At 71.5% G+C, this 22,047-nt stretch carries 18 protein-coding genes; 7 read left to right on the forward strand and 11 right to left on the reverse strand.

The window, feature by feature from the left end:
• The 8 genes from DSY14_RS29225 to DSY14_RS14810 form a co-directional block, all read right to left on the reverse strand.
• Positions 1 to 1,083: ATP-binding cassette domain-containing protein (locus DSY14_RS29225; protein ID WP_211717131.1), on the reverse strand; the 1,083-nt coding region annotated here is incomplete at its 3' end.
• A 15-nt stretch (positions 1,084 to 1,098) separates the two neighbouring features.
• Entirely contained in the window at positions 1,099 to 2,112 is a 1,014-nt protein-coding gene (locus tag DSY14_RS14780) for an ABC transporter permease (RefSeq protein WP_211717132.1), read from the reverse strand.
• A gap of 139 nt (positions 2,113 to 2,251) precedes the next feature.
• On the reverse strand, positions 2,252 to 3,289 hold the full coding sequence (locus tag DSY14_RS14785) for a B12-binding domain-containing protein (protein ID WP_211717133.1): 1,038 nt from the start codon (positions 3,287 to 3,289) through the stop codon (positions 2,252 to 2,254).
• Positions 3,286 to 4,614 (reverse strand): PP2C family protein-serine/threonine phosphatase, encoded by a 1,329-nt coding sequence (locus DSY14_RS14790; RefSeq protein ID WP_211717134.1) that lies wholly within the window; start codon positions 4,612 to 4,614, stop codon positions 3,286 to 3,288. Before DSY14_RS14790 ends, DSY14_RS14785 begins: the two co-directional genes overlap by 4 nt.
• A gap of 220 nt (positions 4,615 to 4,834) precedes the next feature.
• Entirely contained in the window at positions 4,835 to 6,652 is a 1,818-nt protein-coding gene (locus tag DSY14_RS14795; protein ID WP_211717135.1) for an ABC transporter substrate-binding protein, read from the reverse strand.
• A 91-nt stretch (positions 6,653 to 6,743) separates the two neighbouring features.
• Complete coding sequence (locus DSY14_RS14800) at positions 6,744 to 7,769, reverse strand: ABC transporter permease (RefSeq protein WP_211717136.1); 1,026 nt, start codon at positions 7,767 to 7,769, stop codon at positions 6,744 to 6,746.
• A gap of 628 nt (positions 7,770 to 8,397) precedes the next feature.
• A complete protein-coding gene (gene pgi, locus DSY14_RS14805; RefSeq protein ID WP_211717137.1) occupies positions 8,398 to 10,086 on the reverse strand; it encodes a glucose-6-phosphate isomerase in 1,689 nt (562 codons plus the stop codon).
• A gap of 146 nt (positions 10,087 to 10,232) precedes the next feature.
• Positions 10,233 to 11,099 (reverse strand): ion transporter, encoded by an 867-nt coding sequence (locus tag DSY14_RS14810; protein WP_211717138.1) that lies wholly within the window; start codon positions 11,097 to 11,099, stop codon positions 10,233 to 10,235.
• 164 nt (positions 11,100 to 11,263) lie between these two features.
• Here DSY14_RS14810 and DSY14_RS14815 point away from each other — a divergent pair, with 164 nt between their 5' ends.
• Positions 11,264 to 11,587, forward strand: a complete 324-nt coding sequence (locus tag DSY14_RS14815) for a hypothetical protein (protein WP_211717139.1) — start codon at positions 11,264 to 11,266, stop codon at positions 11,585 to 11,587.
• A 42-nt stretch (positions 11,588 to 11,629) separates the two neighbouring features.
• On the opposite strand, the gene DSY14_RS14820 is transcribed toward DSY14_RS14815, so the two are convergent.
• Complete coding sequence (locus DSY14_RS14820; protein WP_307851228.1) at positions 11,630 to 12,343, reverse strand: FCD domain-containing protein; 714 nt, start codon at positions 12,341 to 12,343, stop codon at positions 11,630 to 11,632.
• Between the two features lie 191 nt (positions 12,344 to 12,534).
• Between DSY14_RS14820 and DSY14_RS14825 the strand changes: the two genes are divergently transcribed.
• From DSY14_RS14825 to DSY14_RS14840, 4 genes are all read left to right on the forward strand, one after another.
• Positions 12,535 to 13,275 (forward strand): (Fe-S)-binding protein, encoded by a 741-nt coding sequence (locus DSY14_RS14825; RefSeq protein ID WP_211717140.1) that lies wholly within the window; start codon positions 12,535 to 12,537, stop codon positions 13,273 to 13,275.
• Entirely contained in the window at positions 13,272 to 14,699 is a 1,428-nt protein-coding gene (locus DSY14_RS14830) for a lactate utilization protein B (RefSeq protein WP_211717141.1), read from the forward strand. Before DSY14_RS14825 ends, DSY14_RS14830 begins: the two co-directional genes overlap by 4 nt.
• A complete protein-coding gene (locus tag DSY14_RS14835) occupies positions 14,699 to 15,343 on the forward strand; it encodes a lactate utilization protein C (protein WP_211717142.1) in 645 nt (214 codons plus the stop codon). Before DSY14_RS14830 ends, DSY14_RS14835 begins: the two co-directional genes overlap by 1 nt.
• 163 nt (positions 15,344 to 15,506) lie before the next feature.
• Positions 15,507 to 16,670, forward strand: a complete 1,164-nt coding sequence (locus DSY14_RS14840; RefSeq protein ID WP_211717143.1) for an acetylhydrolase — start codon at positions 15,507 to 15,509, stop codon at positions 16,668 to 16,670.
• Between the two features lie 22 nt (positions 16,671 to 16,692).
• Here DSY14_RS14840 and DSY14_RS14845 read toward each other — a convergent pair whose 3' ends face one another.
• Positions 16,693 to 18,228: a cytochrome P450 gene (locus DSY14_RS14845; RefSeq protein ID WP_211717144.1), complete on the reverse strand. Its 1,536-nt coding sequence runs from the start codon at positions 18,226 to 18,228 to the stop codon at positions 16,693 to 16,695.
• A gap of 535 nt (positions 18,229 to 18,763) precedes the next feature.
• On the opposite strand from DSY14_RS14845, the gene DSY14_RS14850 reads away from it, so the two are divergent.
• Positions 18,764 to 19,555, forward strand: a complete 792-nt coding sequence (locus tag DSY14_RS14850) for an SAM-dependent methyltransferase (protein ID WP_211717145.1) — start codon at positions 18,764 to 18,766, stop codon at positions 19,553 to 19,555.
• A gap of 78 nt (positions 19,556 to 19,633) precedes the next feature.
• Positions 19,634 to 20,917 carry a DUF2786 domain-containing protein gene (locus DSY14_RS14855; RefSeq protein WP_307851229.1) on the forward strand — a complete coding sequence of 428 codons (1,284 nt, stop codon included), beginning with the start codon at positions 19,634 to 19,636 and terminating at the stop codon, positions 20,915 to 20,917.
• A gap of 500 nt (positions 20,918 to 21,417) precedes the next feature.
• On the opposite strand, the gene DSY14_RS14860 is transcribed toward DSY14_RS14855, so the two are convergent.
• Positions 21,418 to 22,041: a hypothetical protein gene (locus tag DSY14_RS14860; RefSeq protein ID WP_211717146.1), complete on the reverse strand. Its 624-nt coding sequence runs from the start codon at positions 22,039 to 22,041 to the stop codon at positions 21,418 to 21,420.
• Between the last annotated feature and the right edge of the window lie 6 nt (positions 22,042 to 22,047).

The following is a 22,047-nucleotide window of genomic DNA, read 5'->3' on the forward strand; positions in this document are numbered from 1 at the left end:
GGTCGGCTCCAGCAGCCGCATGACCATGCGTGAGAGCGTGCTCTTGCCCGAACCGGACTCCCCCACCACACCCAGGGTCTCCCCCTGGTACAGGTCGAAACTGACCCCCTTGACCGCCCAGAAGTCACTGGAGCGACCCCACAGGCCACCGCGGACCTTGAAGCTCTGGGACACGTCGCGCACCCGCAACAGCGGCTCGCCCCGCGCGTCGCCCTGGGCCGCGGGGGTGAAGGCATGGAAGGCGGTGGCCCCACCGTCCCGCGTCTCCGCGGCCTCCGCGGTCGGCCGTGCGCGCTGTCGTCCGCGCTCCTTCTCCGCCCGGTCGGCGCGGTCCTGCGCACGGCGGCGGGCCCGGGAGACCTCCACCCGCGGTACCGCGTCGAGCAGCGCCCGCGTGTAGGGGTGCTCTGGCTCGGACAGGACCCTGCGCACGTCCCCGCGCTCGACCGCCCGCCCGTGGCGCATCACGACGACCTCGTCCACCGAACCGGCCACCACGGCCAGGTCGTGCGAGACCAGGATCAGGGCCATGTTCAGATCGCGGCGCAGCTCGTCGAGCAGGTCCAGGATCTGGGCCTGCACGGTGACGTCCAGGGCGGTGGTGGGCTCGTCCGCCAACAACACCTTGGGATCGCACATGAGCCCCATCGCGATGAGGACACGCTGACGCATGCCACCGGAGAACTCGTGCGGGTAGGCGTTGATCCGCTTGTCCGGCTCGGGGATACCGACCCGGTCCAGCGCCTCGACGGCGCGAGTGCGCGCCCGCGCGCGCGGGACCCGGTGGTGGTGCACCCGGTAGGCCTCGATCAGCTGGTCACCGATGGTGTACTGCGGGTGCAACGACTGCATGGGGTCCTGGAAGACCATCGCGATGTCGTTGCCGCGCATCTCGCGGAGCCTCTTACCCGAGGCCGCCACCACGTCGGTGCCCACCACCTCGATCCCGCCGGTGATCTCGGCGCGGCTGCCCCGGTGCAGACCCATCAGGGCCAGGGAGGTCACGCTCTTGCCCGACATCGGGAACGTCACCCGCAGGTCGTCCACCCGGACGACCGGGTCGAAGGGAGCGGAGTCAGTCATAGGGGACGCCTCTCTTCAGCCGTGGATGCGCACGCGCGGGTCGATGAGCGGGTACAGCAGGTCCACGATCAGGTTGCAGATGACGATGAAGAACGCGCCGAACAGGGTCACTCCGAGGATCACCGGCAGGTCGCTCTGGGTGATGGCCTGGACGGCGTAACGACCGATGCCGTTGAGCGAGAAGACCTGTTCGGTGAGGACCGCGCCGCCCAACACCAGGCCGAGGTCCAGGCCGAAGATGGTGACGATGGGGGTCAGGGTGGGGCGCAGCGCGTGCTTGAGCACCACCGTGCGTTCGCTGAGCCCCTTGGCGCGAGCGGTGCGGATGTAGTCCTCGTTGAGGGTCTCCAGCATCCCCGCACGGGTCTGCCGGGCGTACATGGCCGCGTGCAGGAACGCGAGGGCGAGCCAGGGCAACAAGAGCCCCTGGACCCAGCCGAAGGGGTCCTCGGTCAGGGGCACGTAGCCGGGGGTCCCGAACAGACCCCAGGAGTGCACCAGGAAGGCCAGGGCGAGCAGACCGGTGAAGAAGATCGGCAGCGACACCCCCGCCAGCGCCACGGCCATCGCCAGTCGGTCGAAGAGGCTGCCCTTCCACACCGCCGAGACGACGCCGACCGCGATCCCGCCGACCAGCCAGATGATCCCGGCGCCCAGGGCCAGGGAGGCGGTCACCGGTAGCCGCGCCACGATCTCGGGGAAGACCTCCTGGTAGGTCTGGAACGAGTACCCGAAGCACGGTGCGGAGCACTCGATGGTGTCCCGGCCGAACCGGTACTGCGCGCCGAAGAAGATGCCGCGCACGAACTCGCCGAACTGCACGGCGACGGGTCGGTCCAGCCCCAGGCGCTCGATGGTGGCCTGGATCGCCTCGGGGGTGGGGGCGCGTCCCACGTACATGGTGGCGAGCTGTTCGGTGGTCCGCCCCGCCCAACGGGGCACCACATAGAAGATGGCGAAGGTGACCATGGTGACCACGGCCAGGAGCAGCAGACCGGCGCCCGAACGGCGCAGGATGTAGGTCAGCAAGGCGCGTGCTTTCTGTCGTCGCAGGCCACGGCCCCGAGGCCCGGGTTCGGTTCGGTGGTGGTTCCACCCCGAAGCCAAACCGTAACCCAACGCACACGCTTGATCACTTCTCGTCGTCGGCGTGTACGCGGGGCGCGCCTCAGCCCAACACCCGAACGCCCTCCCGCAGGTGGGTGAGGGTGTCGGGGTGGTCGCCCAGCTCCGACTCCAGGCGGCCCATGACGGCGAGCAGGCTCGCCGTGGGCACTCCGCGCGCGTCCAGGACCATGCGCGTCCACCGCAGGAAGCGGGTGAACACCGCGGCGTCGTCCAGGTACAGGGACACCGTGAGGAAGGAGGTGATGTGGCCCAGGTCCTCGACGGTCCGGTCGAGCGCTTTGCCGCGCAGGTCGCGACCGAGCGCCGCGTACGTGGTCCGTGCGTGCTCGACGCCGACCCGCACCAGATGTCCGCGCAGGCGCACCACGCTGGCGTACTCCGCGGACGGGGCCGGCACGGCCGTTCGGTCCCAGGGCCGAAGCTCGGGGACCCCGTCGGCCAGGAGCGCGGCGGCGCGGCGGGCGTCGGCCGCCCACAGTTCGGCGCCCAGGCGGGTGGCGATCGTGTCGTCCGGTCCGAACCCCGCGCCGCCCACGATCACCGGCACGCCCATGCGCCGGGCCGCGGTGATCATGCCGTGCGCGTTGACCAGGTGGGTGGGCAGGGAGCAACTGAGGGCCAACAGATCCGCGGGACGTTCCTGCAGGTGCAGGGTGAGCCGTCGGGTGGGGACGCTCGTGCCCAGGAACTCCACGTCCCACCCGTGCAGGCGCAGGACCTCGCCCAGCAGCCGGGCGGGCAGGCCGTGCCACTCGCCGTCGACGCAGGCGACCACGATCCGGCCGCGTGCCGGCGTGCGCTCCGCGCCGTGTTCGACGACCACCCCGATCGCGCGATCACCGATGTGGGTGGCCGCGTGTTCGTCGGCCACGGTCCAGTCGTTGCTCTGCCACCCGAGCCCCACACGCATCTGACACGGCGCGATGACGTCCAGCAGCAGGGACTCGGGGTCCACCCCCTCGCGCAGGGCGTGGTGGACGAGGTCGAGCGCGCCCGGCTCGTCGAGCGCGGCGACCCGGGCGAAGTACCCCTCGGCGACCGTCGCGGCACCGCCGGCGACCGGCTCGGTCCGGCTCATGGGGTCACGTCCGGCCCCGCGGCGGGGGCCTGGACGGCCAGCACGGTGATGTCGTCGTGTTCCTCGCCGCCCAGCCAGTCGTCGACGTACTGGACCAGACGCTCGCAGACCACCGGAGCGGGCATCCCGGCGCACTCGGCCAGGACGCCGTGCACGCGCTCCTCACCGACCATCTGGCCGCCCGACAGCGGATTGCGCGCCTCGGTGACGCCGTCGCTGTAGACCACCAGGGTCTCCCCCGGGGCCAGGTCGAACTCCCGGTCCCGGAACGGCGCGTCCTCGATGGCGCCGACGAAGATCCCGCCGATGTACTCCTCGCGGACGCGTCCGTCGACCCCCACCACCAGGGGCGGCGGGTGTCCGCCCCCGGCGGCCCGGACCCGCAGGCCTCCCGCGGGAAGCGGGGTGACCCGGCCCAGCACCATGGTGCTGAACTTCTCCGGGTCGGTGCGCAACAGCAGCAGGTTGAGGTGTTCCATCAGACGGAGGGGGTCGTGTTCGACCAGGCGCAACGCCTCCAGGGACTGCCGGATCCGGCCGGTCAGCACGGCGGCCTCGTCCCCCTTGCCGGACACGTCCCCGAAGGAGAAGTCGAACCCCCCGGGCACCTCGTGCACCTCGTAGAAGTCACCGCCGATGCGTTCGGCCTCGAACGCCGAACGGAAGGCGGCGCCCAGGACGGCATGGGGGATGTCCGGCAGGGGTTCGGGGACCAGGGCGGCCTTGAGCGTGCTCGCGGCGCGCGCCTGGTACTGGTACAGGTGCGCCGAGGCCAACGCCGTGCCCACGCGTTCGGCGTAGTCGACGAGCGCGTCCACCTCGGTGTCGTCGAAGCCCCCGTCGGCGCGGTGGAACACCAGGGCGCCGGCGACGTCGGACAGCCCGCGCACCGCCACGGCGCGGAAGGCACCCCCGGGGCGGGCGACGAACGCCTCCACCGGGTCGCCCGGCGTGGGTTCGACGGATTCGGCGGCCCCGTTGGCGATGTCGTCGAGCCAGGTGGCGTCCGCGACCACGTCGCGGTCCCAGGCACCGGACCCCACGAGAACGCCGCGGCGACCGTCCCGCCCCTCATGGGCGTGGACCCAGGGCACCGGGCCTCCCCCGGCCTCCAGATCGAAGTAGACGCACAGGTCCGCCACCTCCGGAACGGGCAGACGCACGATCTGTTCGATCAGCCGAGCGGGGTTGAGCAGGCCTCCGAGTCGGCGGGCTGCCGAACGCAGGGCCTCGACGGTGTGGACCGAGGTGCTCCGTGGGGTGCGCGGCCGACCTCTGCTCTCCTCGTCCAGGGGCTCGGGACCGCTGACACTCGGGGCGAACAAACGCGGGACTCCAAACGTGCCGATCCTACGGCCCGGTGCGGTGGTTCCGGGCAGTGGATCGATCCTACCCGTAACGGTCGTGACCGTTGTTCCTAGACAAACAAGTCCGGTCGACGATGTCGCACGTCCGGCGGCCTCGGACGGTGGTGCGCGCCCTCCGCACGACGGAGGGCGGCGGCCCCCGCTCCAGGAGACCGCCGCCCTCACACCGCCACGAGCATCAGTCCGTGTTGGTGGTGCCCAACGCCATGTAGTCGTACATGCTGTAGGCCGCGTGGTAGTACACGTTGGTCAGTTCGGCCGGACGGTAGAGCACGGTGCGCTCGAACACCGCCGGCAGGATCGCCGCCTGCTCCATGGCCCGCTCGTCGATGCGCGTGTAGATCTCGGCCCTGGCGTCGGGGTCCTCCTCGGAGACGACCTCGTCGAACCACTGGTTGATCTGGTCGTCGTTCAACTCGGAGATGTTCGAGTTGCCCGCGTCCTGGATGGCGTCGCCGTCCAGGATCTTGCTCATGAACCCGTAGCCGCTGGCCCAGTCCGGCGCCCATCCGTAGACCGTCAGTCCCAGGTCGTTGTCGTGCACGAAGTCCGGGGAACCGGCCTGGGTGTTGGTGTAGGTGTCGGACGGGTACTGCTTGATCTCCGTCTCGATGCCGACCCGGTCCAGGGCCTGCTGGACCGCCTCGGCGGTGCTCACGTCGGCGGGACGGTCGGCGCGGGCGCCGATCGAGGTGGAGAAGCCGTCCGGCTGCCCGCACTCCTCCAGTTTCTCCCGCGCCATGTCCAGGTCGCCCTTGCCGTCCTCGGAGGGGTAGGGGTCGATACCCGGGTCCGCGCCGGGCAGCGACGTCGGCATGATCTGGGTGGCGATGTCGCCACCGGTGTCACCGCCCCAGGCGCGCTGGAGGGCGTCCCGGTCGGCGGCGTACAGGACCGCCTCCCGGCAGGCCGGGTCGTCCAGTGGTTCGACGACGGTGTTGACGTTGAGGTAGCGCAGGGTGCTGGTCTGCGGATTGTCGACCTGGTGACGCCGCTCCTCGTCGGTGATCAACGTGCCCTTCATCGCCGGTCCCACCCCGGTCCCACCGAGGTCGACGTCGAGCTCGCCGTTGACGAGGCGCTGGTCGATCTCGTTCTGCTCGACCCCGAGCTGCACCTCGACCCGGTCGGGCAGCGCCCGACGCGTCGGGTCGGTGGAGGCATCCCACTCCTCGTTGCGCACCAGGTTCAGGGAGACCCCCGGTCGGTACTCCCCGTCGAACTTGTAGGGCCCGGAGGAGACCACGTTGCTCTGGTACTGCTCACCGCGGTCGGCGTCGGCCGGGACCGGCGCGGTCTGCGGCTGGACGAGCACGTAGGGGAACTCCGAGAAGCTCTTGTTCAGGCGAAAGACCAGCGTGTGGTCGTCGGGCGTCTCGATCCCGTCGAAACCCGCGAGCGGGTCGCTCTCGTCGGCGTAGGGGCCCTCGTAGTCCTCGCTGTCGGCGAGCAGGTCCTGGAAGTACTTCGGCCCGTTGGGCAACGCCTGGTCGCCGAAGTTGCTGCGCGCGATGGCGTACTTGATGTCCTGGGCGGTGATCTCCGACCCGTCCTCGAAGCGCAGGCCCTGTTTGACGGGGACGGTCCACTCCGTGGAGTCGTCGTTGGCCTCGGGCATGTCCTCGGCGAGGTCGGGTTGCAGTTCCACCCCCTCCTCGCCGGGGGCCTCGGTGTAGGTCAGCAGCGTCCTGGCGTAGTAGCGGGAGAAGTTCCAGCTGAACGCGTAGTAGGTGTTGCCCGGGTCCGGAGAGTCGAAGTCGGCGGAGATGGCGTAGCGCAGGGTGCCACCGGTCTCGTCGGAGGGGTTGACGACGGCGGTCTCACCCTCGTTGAACTCGGCGTCGGACGCGCCGCCGCCACCGCCGCCCCCACCGGCACCGCCACAGGCGGCCAGCAGCAGGGCCAGCGCGGTCCCGGCCGCGGCCGGTGCGGTGGCGCGTCGAAGCGCGCCGCGCCGCCGCGGCGGCTCCGGGCGCGTGAAGTGATGGGTGGTCACCGTGCCTCCTGGTCGGATTCGCTGATGGGGACGTGCGTCGCACGTCCCGATGGGTCGGGGCCCCGCGTTCGGGGCCGCGGATCGGGGTCCGTCAGTCGGAGGAGCGCGGATCGAAGGCGTCGCGCAGTCCGTCGCCGAAGAGGTTGAAGGCCAGGACGGTGACGAAGATGGCCAGCCCCGGGATGATCACGAAGTGCGGTGAGGTGGTGTAGAAGCGCAGGGCGTTCTCCAACATGCCGCCCCAGGTCGCCATCGGCGGGTTGATGCCCACACCCAGGAAGCTGAGAGCCGCCTCGAACAGGATGTTCGTGGGGATGAGCAGGGTGGAGTAGACCAGGATCGGGGTGACGAGGTTGGGCAGGATCTCACGGAAGACGATGTGGGTGCTGCCCGCGCCGAGGCTGCGGGCCGCCTCCACGAACTCGCGTTCCTTGAGGGTGAGGGTCTGTCCGCGCACGATCCGGCCGATGTAGGGCCAGTTGAAGAACCCGATGATGAACACCAGGACACCGATGCGCAGGTTGTTTCCCTCCAGCCCGAAGGCGCCGTCGGGGATGACGCCCACGAGGGCGATGGCGAACAGCAGCAGCGGGAAGGCGAGGAAGATGTCCATGGTGCGGCTGATGACGGTGTCGACCCATCCACCGAAGTAGCCGGCGAGGATGCCCAGGACGGTGCCGATGACGACGCAGACCAGAGTGGCGACCGTGGCCACCAGCAGTGAGGTGCGGGCACCGTAGACGATGCGGCTGAACAGGTCGCGCCCGTTGACCGGTTCGACGCCCAACAGGTGTTGGGCGCTGATGCCGCCCCAGGGGTCGAGCCCCTGGGCGGGATCGTCGGGATCGCGCAGGACACCACCGGTGAGCGGGTCGACGAGCCCCTGGGCGAACTGGTTGGGCGGGTGGCCGAACAGTGCGGTGAGCAGGGGCGCGAAGAGGGCGACGAGGATGAGCAGGAGCACCACGACGCCGCCGGTCATGCCGACCTTGTCCTTGCGGAAGCGCCGCCAGGCGATCTGGCGCAGGGATCTGCCGGCGGTGTCCCCGGCACCCGCGACGACGGCTTCTGGATCGGCGTGCTGAGACGACTCGGGCACGTCCATCGGCGCGGTCATGTACCCCTGCCCCCACTCTCTATGAGTGACTACATCACCACACAGAGTGTGCACCAGGGAGGGGGAGGTTTCCAGTGCCGCGCCGACCACCGGCGCACAAAAGTCCATGTCAGGGCATATGAGGTGGTCTCGTGCGCGGGCGAAGGGTCCGCGTCCCCGAGTCCCGGGGCCGGAGAACCGCCCGGGATCGACCACGGTGCGTCATCCATGGACGTCACATACCGTCACCGCGCAGACGTCGCCACCGCGCGCCCCGTTACCGGCCGGCGGCGGACGTGCTCGGGTCGCGGGCGCGCGGCACGGGTGCCCGCGGCCGTTCGTCGCATGAGGGGGTCCTGCGCGCGGTTCCCCTGGCCACCCGGGGCGCTGTGGATGCGCGGCTCACCGCGTCACGGGGGTGGGGTCGGACGCCGACGGACCGTGCCCTCCCCGACCCGGGAAGGTATTCGGAAGGGGGAGCGCGACGAACGTGCCCTCACACCGGAGGAGCCACGGGTTGGTGTCCGGCCGTGGACCGCCCGGACACGGGCCCGAGCGCGGTGAGGGCCCTCAGCGAACGCGAGGCGGGTCCCGCTCCCCTTGGTCCGGGCGCGTCCGCGCGCGACGGCGTACGCGCCCGGAGCCCGCCTCAGCGTCCGCGCGAGGCGCGGTAGCGGCGCACCAGTGCGCGGGTGGAGGCGTCCAGCCCGGACACCTCGGCGCCCTCGGTCAGGGCGGGCTCCACCTTCTTGGCGAGCACCTTGCCGAGCTGCACCCCCCACTGGTCGAAGGAGTTGATGTTCCACACGGCGCCCTGCACGAACACCTTGTGCTCGTAGAGCGCGATGAGCTGGCCCAGCGTCGACGGGTCGAGCCGGTCGGCCAGGATCGTGGTGGTCGGTCGGTTGCCGTGGAAGGTGCGATGCGGCACCAGGTCGGCCCGGACCCCCTCCGCGGCGACCTCCTCCTCCGTGCGCCCGAAGGCGAGGGCCTGACCCTGCGCGAACAGGTTGGCCATCAGCAGGTCGTGCTGGGGCACCAGCCCCTCGGGCAGGTCCGGGGCGGGTCGGGAGAAGCCCAAGAGATCGGCCGGGACGAACCGGGTGCCCTGGTGCAGCAACTGGAAGTAGGCGTGCTGACCGTTGGTGCCGGGGGTGCCCCACACCACCGGACCGGTCTGCCAGCCGACGGGACGGCCGTCGCGCTGAACCGACTTGCCGTTCGACTCCATGTCCAACTGCTGCAGGTAGGCGGTGAAGCGGGACATGTGGTGGCTGTACGGCAGCACCGCGTGCGACTGGACGTCGAAGAAACCGCCGTACCACACGCCGAGCAGACCGAGCAGGAACGGCAGGTTGCGTTCGGCGGGGGCCGTGGCGAAGTGGGTGTCCATGAGGTGGAAACCGCCGAGCATCTCCCGGAACCGCTCCGGGCCCAGCGCCACCATGAGCGAGAGGCCGATGGCGGAGTCGTAGGAGTAGCGGCCGCCCACCCAGTCCCAGAACTCGAACATGTTGGCGGTGTCGATGCCGAACGCGGCGACCTCGTCGGCGTTGGTGGAGACGGCCACGAAGTGGCGCGCGATGGCGTCCTCGCCCGCCCCGAGTCCGTCGAGCAGCCAGTCGCGGGCGGCGGTGGCGTTGGTGATGGTCTCGATGGTGGTGAAGGTCTTGGAGGCCACCACGAACAGGGTGTGTTCGGGGTCGGCGTCGATGAGCGCCTCGTGCAGGTCGGCGCCGTCGACGTTGGAGACGAACCGGAACTCCAGTCCGCGGTCGGTGTAGGGGCGCAACGCCTCGTAGGCCATGGCCGGACCCAGGTCGGAGCCGCCGATGCCGATGTTGATCACCCGGGTCACCGGACGACCCGTGTACCCGAGCCAGGTACGGGCGCGCACCTTCTCGGCGAACTCCGCCATCGCGTCCAGGACCCGGTGCACCTCGGGGACCACGTCCTCGCCGTCGGCGCGGATCACGGACCCACGGGGCGCGCGCAGCGCGGTGTGCAGGACCGCGCGGTCCTCGGTGAGGTTGATGTGGTCCCCGCGCAGCATGGCGTCGCGCAGCCGGGCCACACCGGTGGCGGCGGCCAGGTCGGTGAGCAGCCCCAGGGTCTCGTCGGTGACCAGGTTCTTGGAGTAGTCGACGTAGAGCGAACCGACGCCGAGGCCGTACCGGTCGGCCCGCGCGGGGTCGTCGGCGAAGAGTCGGCGCAGGTGGGTGGCGCCGAACCGGTCACGGTGCTCGCGCAGTCGGATCCACTCGTCCCGGCGGTCCAGGGGAACACCGGCCCGGTCTCCGGTGTCCTCGGTTCGAGGGAGGGGTGTGCTGGCAGACATCCGGTCGCTCCTCGTCGTCCATGGTCTGGGTGGAGACGCGGTGCCGCGCGTGCTCACTCCACGCACCACGCCCACAGTTCGCGGCTGCGCCCCCACCTTCCCATGAAAGACGCCGATCGTGGGCTCTTCGCCGCACGTCGACGACCTCAGACGGGGCTGCGGTCGCCGTCCCGGTCGGCGCGCTCTCCACGCAGGTGAGCCACTTCCTCCCGCAGAGCGCGCAGCTCGGCGAGGATCTCGCGTTGTCCGGCGTCCGGGCCTCCCTGCGGGCCGTCGTCCGGCCCCTCGGCCCCGTGTCCGGACTCGCCACCGCCCCCGGCCTCGCGTTCCTCGTGTCCGGCCTTGTCGAGCGCCTCCACGGCCACGGCGATGAACAGGTTCAGTGCGATGAGCGTGGACACCAGGACGAAGACCACGAAGAAGACCCAGGCCAGGGGTTGACCCTTCATGACGTCCTGCGCGATGTCACCCCAACCGTCCGCGGTGAAGATCTGGAAGAGGGTGAACAGGGACGTCCACAGGTCACCGAAGTAGCGGGGGCTGTCCTCACCGAAGAGTTTGGTGGCCATCACCGCCGAGACGTACAGCAGCAGCCCCACCAGCACCATGATGGAGGCCATGCCCGGCAGGGCGCGGAAGAGCCCGGCCACCACGTGGCGCAGGGTCGGTATCACCGACAACAACCGCAGGACGCGCAGGACCCTGAGCACGCGCAGGACGGCGTAGGGGCCGGTGGCCGGCATCAGCGCGATGCCGATGATGACCGTGTCGAACCAGCTCCAGGGGTCCCGGAGGAAGTCCCTGCGGTGGGCGAACATGCGCAGCGCCAGCTCGATGACGAACAGGGCCAGGATCACTCTGTCGATACCGGTGAGCAGGTCGCCGTGGGCGTCCATCATCCGCTTCGACGTCTCGATGCCGAGGATGACGGCGTTGATGAGGATGAGGGTGATGACTCCGGCCTGGAACCAGGGGGCGTCGACCAGGGATCGGACCCGTTCGCGTGCGGTCACTGGAGGCAGAACTCCGTCTCTTGTCATCGGTGGGGCGGCGAAAGAGCCTACCCTCGGGCGCTGCGCCCCGTTTCGCCCTCGTCGCCCTCGGTGCGCGCCGTCCTGGTATCCCCCACGCCGCAGTGGGCATGATCACCTTAGGTACCGAGGCGAGGGGGCCGCCGGTGACGGAATCCGCGAACACGTCCGGGGAGCCGGGCGGTGACGACACGGACGTCGACGACGTCGACGCCGCGATGGACGTGGGTGCCCCGGGCCAGGACACCGCCGTGGCGGAGTACCTGGAGGAGCACCCGGACGACTATCAGATCGAGGAGATCGAGGATCACGAGGTACTCGGTATAGACGCCGAGGTGGGTCGGGAGGTTCCGGAACCCGGTCCCGAACCGGAGGAGTCGCCTCCACCGGTGCCGGGCCGCGAGGCCATGTCCAGGCTGTTGGACGCCGAACGGTACGCCGAACGCGTGGAGCGTCGGTGGGAACCGTGATCGCCTCCGACCGGACCGGCGATCCGCCGGGAACGCCCGGGCTCAGTACGTCCCGGACCGCCGTTGGGCGTGGAGCCAGCGCTCCACGCGGAGCACGTGCGTGGCCGCGGCGGACCGCGCGGCCTCGGGGTCGCGCTCCCGGAGCGCCTCCAGGATGCGCCGGTGGTCCTCGTGCAGGTCGTGGGCGATCCCCTCGGCGTCGTGCCCCGCCCACACACGCTCGTTGAGGGTGGGCGAGGACAGTCCCGCGTGCACGGCCGAGAGCGTGGCGTTGCCGGCGCACGCGACGATCCGCCGGTGGAATCCCACGTCGAACGCTCCCGAGTCGGCGGGGGCGGCGTGGTGATCGGTGTCCTCCAACCGACCCAGCAGCGCGCCGATGCGCTCCAGGTCGTCATCGGTGGCGCGGGCCGCGGCGATGGCGGTGGCGGCGGGTTCGATCATCCGGCGCACCTGGAGGACCTCCACCAGCGTGGGGTCCGGCGACACCTCGGCCAGGACCCCGAAGGCCTCCAGGAGGTCGGCGGGGCGCAGGGCCGTGACGTACACACCGGCCCCGTGACGGACCTCCAGGACGCCCAGGGTCGTGAGGGTACGGATCGCCTCGCGCACCGAGCCACGGGAGACACCGAGACGGGCGGACAGCTCGCGTTCCGTAGGCAAACGCTGCTGAGGTCCTACCTCTCCCCCAGCGATCATCGCCTTGATCTGCTCGACCGTCCGCTGCGTGACCGGGGTACGCACTCCGTCAACCACGCCGCTCCCCCGTTTTCTCCGTGAACACGTCAGAATTCTACCCCTCCGAGACGACGAACCCCACTTGCCCGCGGGGCGAAGTTGTTGCACAGTGGTCGGACCACTCGACGTGACGGTCAGCGCGTCGAGCGCCCCCACCGGCGGCGAGCCCCGCATCATCGAGTGGGACCGGTGGGGCACGAAGGAGGCACATGCGGATCGCGCTGTTCATCACCTGTGTCAACGACACGCTCTTCCCCGACACCGGCCGATCGGTCGTCCGGCTGCTGGAGCGCCTGGGACACGAGGTGGTCTTCCCCACCGAGCAGACCTGCTGCGGCCAGATGCACTACAACACCGGTTACCGACGCCCGGCGGCCCGGCTCGCCGTGCGCTTCGCCCGGACCTTCGACGGCGCCGACGCCGTCGTGGTCCCCTCGGCCTCGTGCGCGGCGATGATCCGTGAGCACTACCCGAAGCTGGGACGGAGCGGCAGCCGTCTGTCCCGAAGGATGGCCGACCTGGGCCCGCGCGTGTACGACCTCACCGAGTTCCTCGTGGACGTCCTGGGGGTCACCGACGTGGGCGCCTACTATCCGCACAAGGTCGTCTACCACCCCACCTGTCACGGGCTCCGTTCCCTGGGCCTCGGCGATCGCCCGTATCGGCTGCTGCGCGCGGTCCGAGGCCTGGAGCTCCTGGAACTGCCCGGGGCGACCGAGTGCTGCGGGTTCGGCGGCACGTTCTCGGTCAAGAACGGCGACGTGTCAGCCGCCATGGGTTTCGACAAGGCCCGGCACGCGATGGAGACCGGCGCCGAGGTGCTGTGCGCGGTGGACAACTCCTGCCTGATGCACATCGGCGGGACGCTGTCCCGGCAACGCTCGGGCCTGCGCATCGCGCACATCGCGGAGATCCTGGCGAGCACGGAGAAGGAGTACGCGACCACATGAGCAGCGCCACGTTCCTGGGCATGCCGCCCTTCCCGGAGGCGGCCGAGCACGCCGTGCGCGACGCGCGCACCCGGCACAACCTCCACAAGGCCACGCACACCATCCGCGGCAAACGCGACGCGGTCGTCGGCGAACTGGGCGACGACTGGGCGCGGCTGCGCGCCGAGGGCGAAGCGGTCAAGACGCACACCCTGCGCCACCTGGACCACTACCTGGAGCGGTTGGAGGAGTCGGTCCAACGCGCGGGCGGCACCGTGCACTGGGCGGCGGACGCCGCCGAGGCCAACGCGATCGTCACCCGCCTGGTCCGACGGACCGGCGAGACCGAGGTCGTCAAGGTCAAGTCGATGGCCACTCAGGAGATCGAACTCAACAACGCCCTGGAGGCGGCGGGCATCACCGCCTACGAGACCGACCTGGCGGAGTTGATCGTGCAGTTGGGCGAGGACCTGCCCTCGCACATCCTGGTGCCCGCGATCCACCTGGGCCGCTCCCAGATCCGGGAGATCTTCCTGGACAAGATGGCCGAGTGGGGGGTGCCGGCGCCGGCGGACCTGACGGACGACCCGCGCGCGCTGGCCGAGGCCGCCCGGGTCCACCTGCGCGAGCTGTTCCTGCGCTCCAAGGTGGCAGTGTCGGGCGCCAACTTCGCGGTGGCCGACAGCGGTACCCTGGTGGTGCTGGAGTCGGAGGGCAACGGTCGCATGTGCCTGACCCTGCCGGAGACGCTCATCTCGGTGGTGGGGATCGAGAAGATCGTGCCCACGTGGTCGGACCTGGAGGTGTTCCTCCAACTGTTGCCGCGCTCCTCCACGGGCGAGCGGATGAACCCCTACACCTCGACCTGGACCGGGGTGACCCCCGGGGACGGACCGCAGGACTTCCACCTGGTGTTGTTGGACAACGGCCGCACCGACGTGCTCGCCGACACCGTGGGACGGCAGGCACTGCGCTGCATCCGGTGTTCGGCCTGCCTGAACATCTGCCCGGTCTACGAACGCACCGGTGGGCACGCCTACGGTTCGGTCTATCCCGGGCCGATCGGCGCCATCCTCACCCCGCAGCTGCACGGGATGTCCTCGGAGGTCGACCGCGCCCTGCCCTACGCGTCGTCGCTGTGCGGCGCCTGCTACGACGTGTGCCCGGTGGCCATCGACATCCCCGAGGTGCTGGTGCACCTGCGCGAACAGGTGGCGTCGGCCCCGGGGCACATGGGCGAGAAGGCCATGATGGCCGGGGCCGAGGCGGTGTTCGGTTCCTCGACCGCCCTCGACGCGGCGCAGCGCGCCGCCGGGCTGGTCGGCGGCGCGATCCCCAAACACCTGCCGGGGACGGCGGGCAAGTGGACCGACACCCGGGACCTGCCCGAGATCCCTCGGGGTTCCTTCCGGCAGTGGTGGAACGAGCGAGAGGAGGACCGTTGATGGGCGGCTCCCGCGAACGTGTGCTGGCCCGGGTCCGTGCGGCCCTGGCCGACGTGCCCGCTGACGAACCGGTGGAGCGTCCTTCGGAACACCCCTACGCCGACGCCCACTCCGAGGGAGACACCCTGGAGGTGCTGGCGGACCGCTTGTTGGACTACAAGGCCTTGGTGGAGCGGGTGACGGAGGCCGACCTGCCGGGTCGGATCGCGGCGGCGTTGGACCGGCGCGGGGCCGGGCGCGTGGCGGTCCCACCGGGGCTGCCGCAGGCGTGGCTGGCCGAGAGCTCGGTGGAACGCGTGGGCGACACGGCCGAGGCTCCGCTGTCCGCCGCCGACCTGGACGCCACCGACGGAGTGGTGACCGCCTGTGCGGTGGCGATCGCCGAGACCGGCACCCTCGTCCTCGACGCACGGCCGGACCAAGGCCGCCGGGCTCTGACCCTGGTGCCCGACTACCACCTGTGCGTGGTCCGCGCCGGCCAGGTGGTGGACGGCGTACCGCAGGCGGTGCGACGGCTGGACCCGGGACGTCCGCTCACCTGGATCAGCGGCCCCTCCGCCACCAGCGACATCGAGCTCAACCGGGTGGAGGGCGTGCACGGACCGCGCACTCTGGAGGTCCTGCTGGTGGAGCCGGACACCTGAGGGGTCCCGGTGCGTCGCAGGTGGCGGCGGCCGAGGTAGGGCGCGCCTCACCCTCGTGGTGTGGCGCGCCCTCGGCATGGTGTCCGGCCCGCACCCTCGTGCGACGGGGTCCCGCAGACCTAGCGTTTCCAGGGCAACGAAACCGACACGATGGACGGTGCCCATGCAACGCCCCCACCGAACGATCGGCGCTCTGGCCGGTGCCCTGAGTCTGGCGACCGTGGCCGCCTGCGGTGCCGAGAGCGCGACCCTGGCCGGTTCCGACGACGAGAGCCCCGCGCCCCGGGCCTCCCTGCCCGCCCCCACCGGGGAACACCCCGTGGGCAGTACCACGCACCACCTGGTGGACCACGAACGTGAGGACCCCTGGGCCGGCGGGGACCGCGAGCTCATGGTGACTCTGTGGTACCCGACCCCGACCGACACCGGGGAACGGGCCCCCTACCTGACCGAGGCGGAGGCCGAGGCGAGCCTGGTCGCCCTCGGCCTGGATGACCTGCCGGTCGAGTCCCTCGTCGAGGTGGGCACCCACTCCGCCCCGGACGTGGAACCGATCGACGGCGAGCTGCCGTTGGTGCTCTTCTCACCCGGCGCCGGCGTCTCACGGGTGTGGGCGACCTCGTTGGCCGAGGAGCTGGCCTCGCACGGGTTCGCGGTGGCCGGGATCGACCACCGCCACGAGGCGGCGCCGGTGGAGTTCCCCGACGGCCTGGTCGAGGAGTGCACCGCCTGCGTGACCCAGGACTGGGATCTGGGCGGGGTCACCCGCGCGGCGGACGTGGGCTTCCTGTTGGACGAGATCGACACCGGCGCCCTGTCGGCGTGGTCCGCCGCCCTGGACACCGACGCGGTGGGCATGATCGGGCACTCCTGGGGCGGGACGGCGGTCGCCCAGAGCCTCCTGGACGAGGAGCGGGTGGCCGCGGGGATCAACCTGGACGGCCCCTACCACGCCTCCCAGCTGGAGGGCGAGATCGACCGCCCACTGGCCCTGCTCACCAACGACCAGGGGCACGCCTGGGAGGGGTGGGACGAACGCTGGGACGGCCTGACGGGTGACCGCCGGTGGATCCGCGTGACCGACTCGGGCCACTCCAACGCCTTGGACCGCGGTGTCCTCATGGACCGACTGGACCTGCGGGACGTGCTCACCCCCGAGCAGTGGCGGGCCCAGTTCGGTGACCTGGACCCCGAACACGGGGTGCGCCTGGTGCGCGACTACTCCACGGGTTACTTCGACCATCACCTGCGCGGCGGCGCACAGCCGATCGTCGACGACCCGCAGAGCGTGCACCCCGAGCTGGTCGTGGTGGACCCCGAGGGGTGAGACCGACACCCCCCGCGGGCGGTCACCGTGGCCGCCAGGTGCGCAACAACTCCTCCAGCGGGTCCGGGACGTGGGCCTGCCCGGCGAAGGGCGCCTGGTAACGGGCGCCCGCGCCGGGGACGGATCGGCGGGGGCGGGAGGCCGAGCGTGCCGGGGCCGCGCCCCTTCCGGTCGCGTCCATGGTGTCCTCGGCCGGCTCCCCGCGACCCAACGGGGCCTGGTAACGGGCGCCCCGGGGTGCGGGAGCGCGCTTCCTGCGGCGGCGCACCCACCGGGTGACGGTCGTGCCGCCCTCCGGCTCCCCCGGTTCCTCGCTCGGGCCGCGCTCACCCGTGGGGGTGAACCACACCGGCAGCTCCACCAGGCCGTGCACGGTCAACGAGGGCCGCCGGCGCAGCTCCTCCGGTTCCACGGACAGGACCATGCCGCGCAATCGGTCCACGGCCATGTCGATGGCGGTGCGCACGAACTCCCGCACGAAGGCCGTGGCCGGGCACCGGTGCGCCCCCGCACCCCAGGAGAGGTGCGCACGGTTGCCCGCCAGGGCCAGGGTGTCGTCGGCCACGCGGGCCACCGAGGGGTCGGTGTGCGCCGCGGCGAACCCGAACAGCAGGGGTTCGCCCCGGCGGATCGTGGCACCGGCGAAGCGAAGGTCCGTGGTGGGATAGCGGCCGGCGAGCACGCGGAGGGGCGGGTCGGTCCACATGATGTGGTCGACGAAGTCCTCCGGTGTGAGGGTGCCGCCGAGGTAGGCGGTCCACACCACCGGATCGTCCAGGAGCGTGAGCAGGGCGTTGCCGATGAGGTGCGTGGTGGGTTCGTGGCCGGACTCCCACAGCAGGGACAGCGCCTCGACGGCCTCGTCGTCGGTGAGTCGGTGCGGGTGCGCCAGGAGCGTGCTGGTGAGGTCGGTGCCCGGATCGGCGCGCTTGCGGGCGACCAGCCCACGGAAGTAGGCGCGCACCGCGAGCGCGGCCGGCTCGGCCCGGGCCGGATCCCCGCTCCACCGTCGTTCACCGAGGTCGGCCAGCAAGTGACCGTACTCGTCGGGCAGGCCGAAGAGCGCGTTGAGCACCAAGGCGGGCAGCGGCGCGGCGTACCGGCCGATGAGGTCGGCCCCGCCCTCGGCGGCGATCCGCCCGAGCAGGTGCACGGCGGCGCGCTCGACCACCGGGACCAGGCGCGGCGTGCCCACCGAGGCGAGCGCCTCCACGATGGGAAGGCGCAGGCGCTGGTGGTCGTCGCCGTCCCGCGCGAGGGCCCCGGTACGGGCAGGTCGCGCGCCCGACGGGTCCCACCGGCGGGGGTCGGCCGAGAAGTACTCCTGGTCGCGCAGCACCCGAAGGTTCTCCTTGTAACCGAGCAGGAGCCAGCCGGACACCCCGGGGGCGACCTCGACCGGCACGATGCCGCCGTGCCGCTCCCGCAGGTGTCGCCAGGACGGCTCGGCGTCCCGGTACAGAGGCAGGGCCGTGTCGCCGCTGACCGGGCAGCGCGAGCCGTCCACCGCCTCGCGGCCGCTGTGGTCGCGTCCGGCGTCGCCGGCTCCCTCGCGCATGGTGACTCCTCGGTGGCTGTGGATCACGGCGACGTTATGCCGCGGATGTTTCCGGCGTGCTTCCACGAGGAAAGCCCGGCCTTTCGTCACCCGGCAGCACGCCCCAGGCCACCCCAGCGCGCCGCAAGAGGGGCGAACCGGCAGGGGACGTGCGAACGACGCCTTCGTGTCCCGACCGGCACACGGGCACCACCGCGCGGGAGGGGACGAGCTCGTGTTCTCCCGGACCTCCGCCGCGTTCCGGCCGGTGTCCGCGCGCCCACGGCGCGGCGGGAGCCCGCGGGACCGGGGTGGAAGTGCTCGCTCGGCGCGATCCCGCCTCCGTTCCACCTCGACCGCGCCGTCAGCACCACCCGGGGCGCCCGAACACGGGAACGGCCGCTCCGGTGCGACCCGCCCCCGGACCTCGACGCGGCCCATGCGCGGCCCGTGAGGACCGATGTGGCGGGCCTTCCCGCCTTGTGGAGGCGGGTACCCGGCCGGGACAATACGGCTGCCCGGTCGCCACGACGGCGGCCGACAGCGAAGGGAACCGATGACGGACGCCACCCCCGCCTTCGACGCGACCGTCCCGCACTCCGCCCGGGTGTGGAGCTACTGGCTCGGTGGCAAGGACCACTACCCCGCCGACCGTGGTCTGGGGGAACGGATCCGACGCGACGCCCCCGAGATCGTCGAGATCGCCCGCGCCGACCGCCGCTTCATCATCCGCTCCATCACCCACCTGGCCGCGCGGGAGGGGGTCCGCCAGTTCCTGGACGTGGGCACCGGCCTGCCCACCGACGACAACACCCACGAGGTGGCCCAGGCGGTGGCCCGGGACGCCGAGGTCGTCTACGTGGACAACGATCCGATGGTGCTCGCCCATGCGCGGGCCCTGCTCACCGGAACCCCCGAGGGCGGTACCCACTTCATCGACGCCGACCTGCTGGAGCCGGAGGAACTCCTGGGCCGGGCGCGCGCGTACCTGGACTTCACCCGGCCGATCGCGCTGACCTTCATGAGCACCCTCGGCCACTACCCCGCGGACGAGAGGCTCTACGCGCTGATCCGCACCTACGTGGACGCTCTGCCCTCGGGTTCCTTCCTGGCGCTCAACGACAGCACGCACACCAGTCCGCAGATCGTCGACTCCGCCGTGAAGTGGAACCAGAACAGCGCGCTGCCGATCCACCTGCGCTCCCCGGAGCAGATCGAGGCCTGCTTCGCGGGTCTGGAGCTGTTGGATCCGGGTGTGGTCTCCCTCCCGTTCTGGCGGCCCGATCCGGCGCGGCACGAGGAGACCCGTGAGGTCGCTCAGTACGGGGGCGTGGGGCGTAAACCGTAAGATACGTGGCCACAGCAGGCACCCTGTGGACGGTAGGATGGTCCGTCGGTTCAGGCCCCCTTCGACCAGGGAGAACACGTGGGCAGGAAAGGTCGCCGGCGCGACACCGACCGGACGGACCGGGAGTGGGCCGGCCCCACCCCCGGCGACACTCCGGTGGAGGTGGTCGCCAAGGCCGTGGACGCCCTCGTGCGCGGCCAGGAGGGGTCCGGAGTGGACCTGGCGTCGGCCCGTCTGGCCGACGTGGAGAACCCCCACTGGGCGGGGGCGGCCGCACGCGCGCTCTTCGACACCCTGCTGTTCGGGGTGGCCGACGCCTGGGCCCGGGGCTGGCAGCCCGGCGAAACCGTACGGCACGTGCGGCGCGAGGCCGGTCCGCTGGCCGCCGCGGTGTGCGCCGACGCCGTCGCCGCCGACCTGGAACGTCACTCCTCCGCCACCGTGGACCCCCGATGGGCCGACCAGGTGCGCGCGCTGGGTGTGGACGTCGGCTCCGTCACGGGTGAACGGCACCTGGAACACCTGGCCGCCGCACACGACCTCATGCGCTTCGAGGCGGTCGAGGCGGTGTTGCGGCTGCTGGCCGTCCTGCGGACCCTGCCGCCCATGCGCAGGCTGGGCCCGCCGCCCGGGACGTTCCGGCCCGGCACCCGCACCACGCACACCGTGGACCGGGGGCGCCTGCAGCGTGTCCGCGCCCTGCTGGCCAAGGCCGAGTCCACGGAGTTCCCGCAGGAGGCCGAGGCGTTGACCGCGCGGGCCCAGGAGATGATGGCCCGGCACAGCATCGACCTGGCCCTGGTGGCGGCCGACCCCGAGGAACCGGAGGCCGCCTCGGCCCGCCGTCTGCCGGTCGATTCGCCCTATGACGAGCACCGGGCGGTACTGCTCAACGAGGTGGCCGAGGCCAATCACTGTCGCGCCGTGTGGCACCGCGAACTGGGCCTGAGCACCGTCATGGGCTTTCCGGGGGACGTGGAGGCGGTGGACCTGCTGTACACGTCGCTGTTGGTGCAGGCGGAGACCGCGATGCGCGTGAACGGAGCGGCCCGGGACCGCTCCGGGCGCGGTGCCCGCAAGGACTACCGGGCCTCGTTCCTGGCCGCGTTCGCGGTACGGGTGGGCGAACGTCTGACCGAGTCGGCGCGGGCCACCGAGGAGGCGGTCGGCGCCGAGACCGGTACCGACCTGGTCCCCGTGTTCGCCGCCCGGGAGCAGGCGGTGGAGGCCGCGGTGGACGAGGCCTTCGGAGCCCTGACCACCTCGCGTGTGCGCGGACCGGCCGACGCCGAGGGCTGGTACGAGGGGCGTGCCGCGGCGGACGCCGCGTCACTGGGCGCACGCACCCACGTCACCCGCTGAGCCGCGCTCTGTCGGATCCTCCACAGCGCTCCGGCCCGACCGCGATCCCGGCCACGCCGCCCACGACGACACCCGGCTCACCGTGACGGTGCTGTCGGGGCCGCCCGGCGTGGGAAAGGACCACTGGATCCGCACGCGGCTCCCGGACCCGCCGGTGGTGAGCCTGGACGCCCCGCGCGCCGAACCGGGGTCGGACGGTCCTTCGGGTGGAAGGCCGCGCACGTCTCCCGCGACCTGCGCGGTCGGCCCGTGGGGGCCGGCCGCGGACGATCGGGCCAGAGTGGAGATCACCGTGTTGGAGGCCCCGCCCGACGTCCCGCGAGGACGGACGGCGCGCAGGGAACGGCCCGCAGCGCACGCGGCGATTGGAACGTCCGCTCCGCCGGTGGGGGTCGCCCGTTCCGGCCGAGGCCCACCGGGTCGTCCACGTCTCGACCGTCTGAACCGGTGCCGCTCTCGGCCCGCCGGAGGCGGCGTCACCGAGATGCCGCGCACCCCCCTCAGCGGCCCTCCACCCGGTGGAGCAGGACCCGCGCCAGGACGTCCTCCCACTGCGACCAGTCGTCGATCCGCGGCCCCGCGAGGAGTCGGTTGTAGTGGCGGGTGAACCGCACGAGCGACCAGCGCGGTCGAGCACGGCCGGTGACCTCGGGTTTGTCGTCGATCAGTACGTCACCGACCACGCGCGTCTTGTCGCGCGTGATGACGGTGGAGTGCGACAGATCCGCGCCCAGGTGTTCCTCCACCCAGCGCAGCTTGTCCGAGGCGCAGGTCGGGTTGCTCATCCAGGGACTGGTGCACACCGCGACGTCGATGCCCGCCCCGACCATCCTCTCCACGGCCTCCACACCGCCGGGGACCGGCTTCAGAGCGGCGAAGAACCCTGGTTCGTCGAGCACGGTGAGGGTGGCCGCGCGGTCCTCCTCGGAGAATCCGGTGAAGAGGTCGAAGCTCTCCCGGCCGCCGGGGTCGGCGATGGGCAGGTGCGGAAAACGACGCCGCCGGGAGGAGACGAAATGGTCCGCCCAGCCGCAGAGGACGTCGTCCATGTCCACGAGGACGGTGGGCACGCGCCCCTCCTTCTCCATGTGGAGATCCAGGGCGCGGGGCAGAAGATCACTCATCCGTTC

The organism is Nocardiopsis sp. MG754419 (assembly GCF_018207095.1).
GTDB lineage: Bacteria > Actinomycetota > Actinomycetes > Streptosporangiales > Streptosporangiaceae > Nocardiopsis.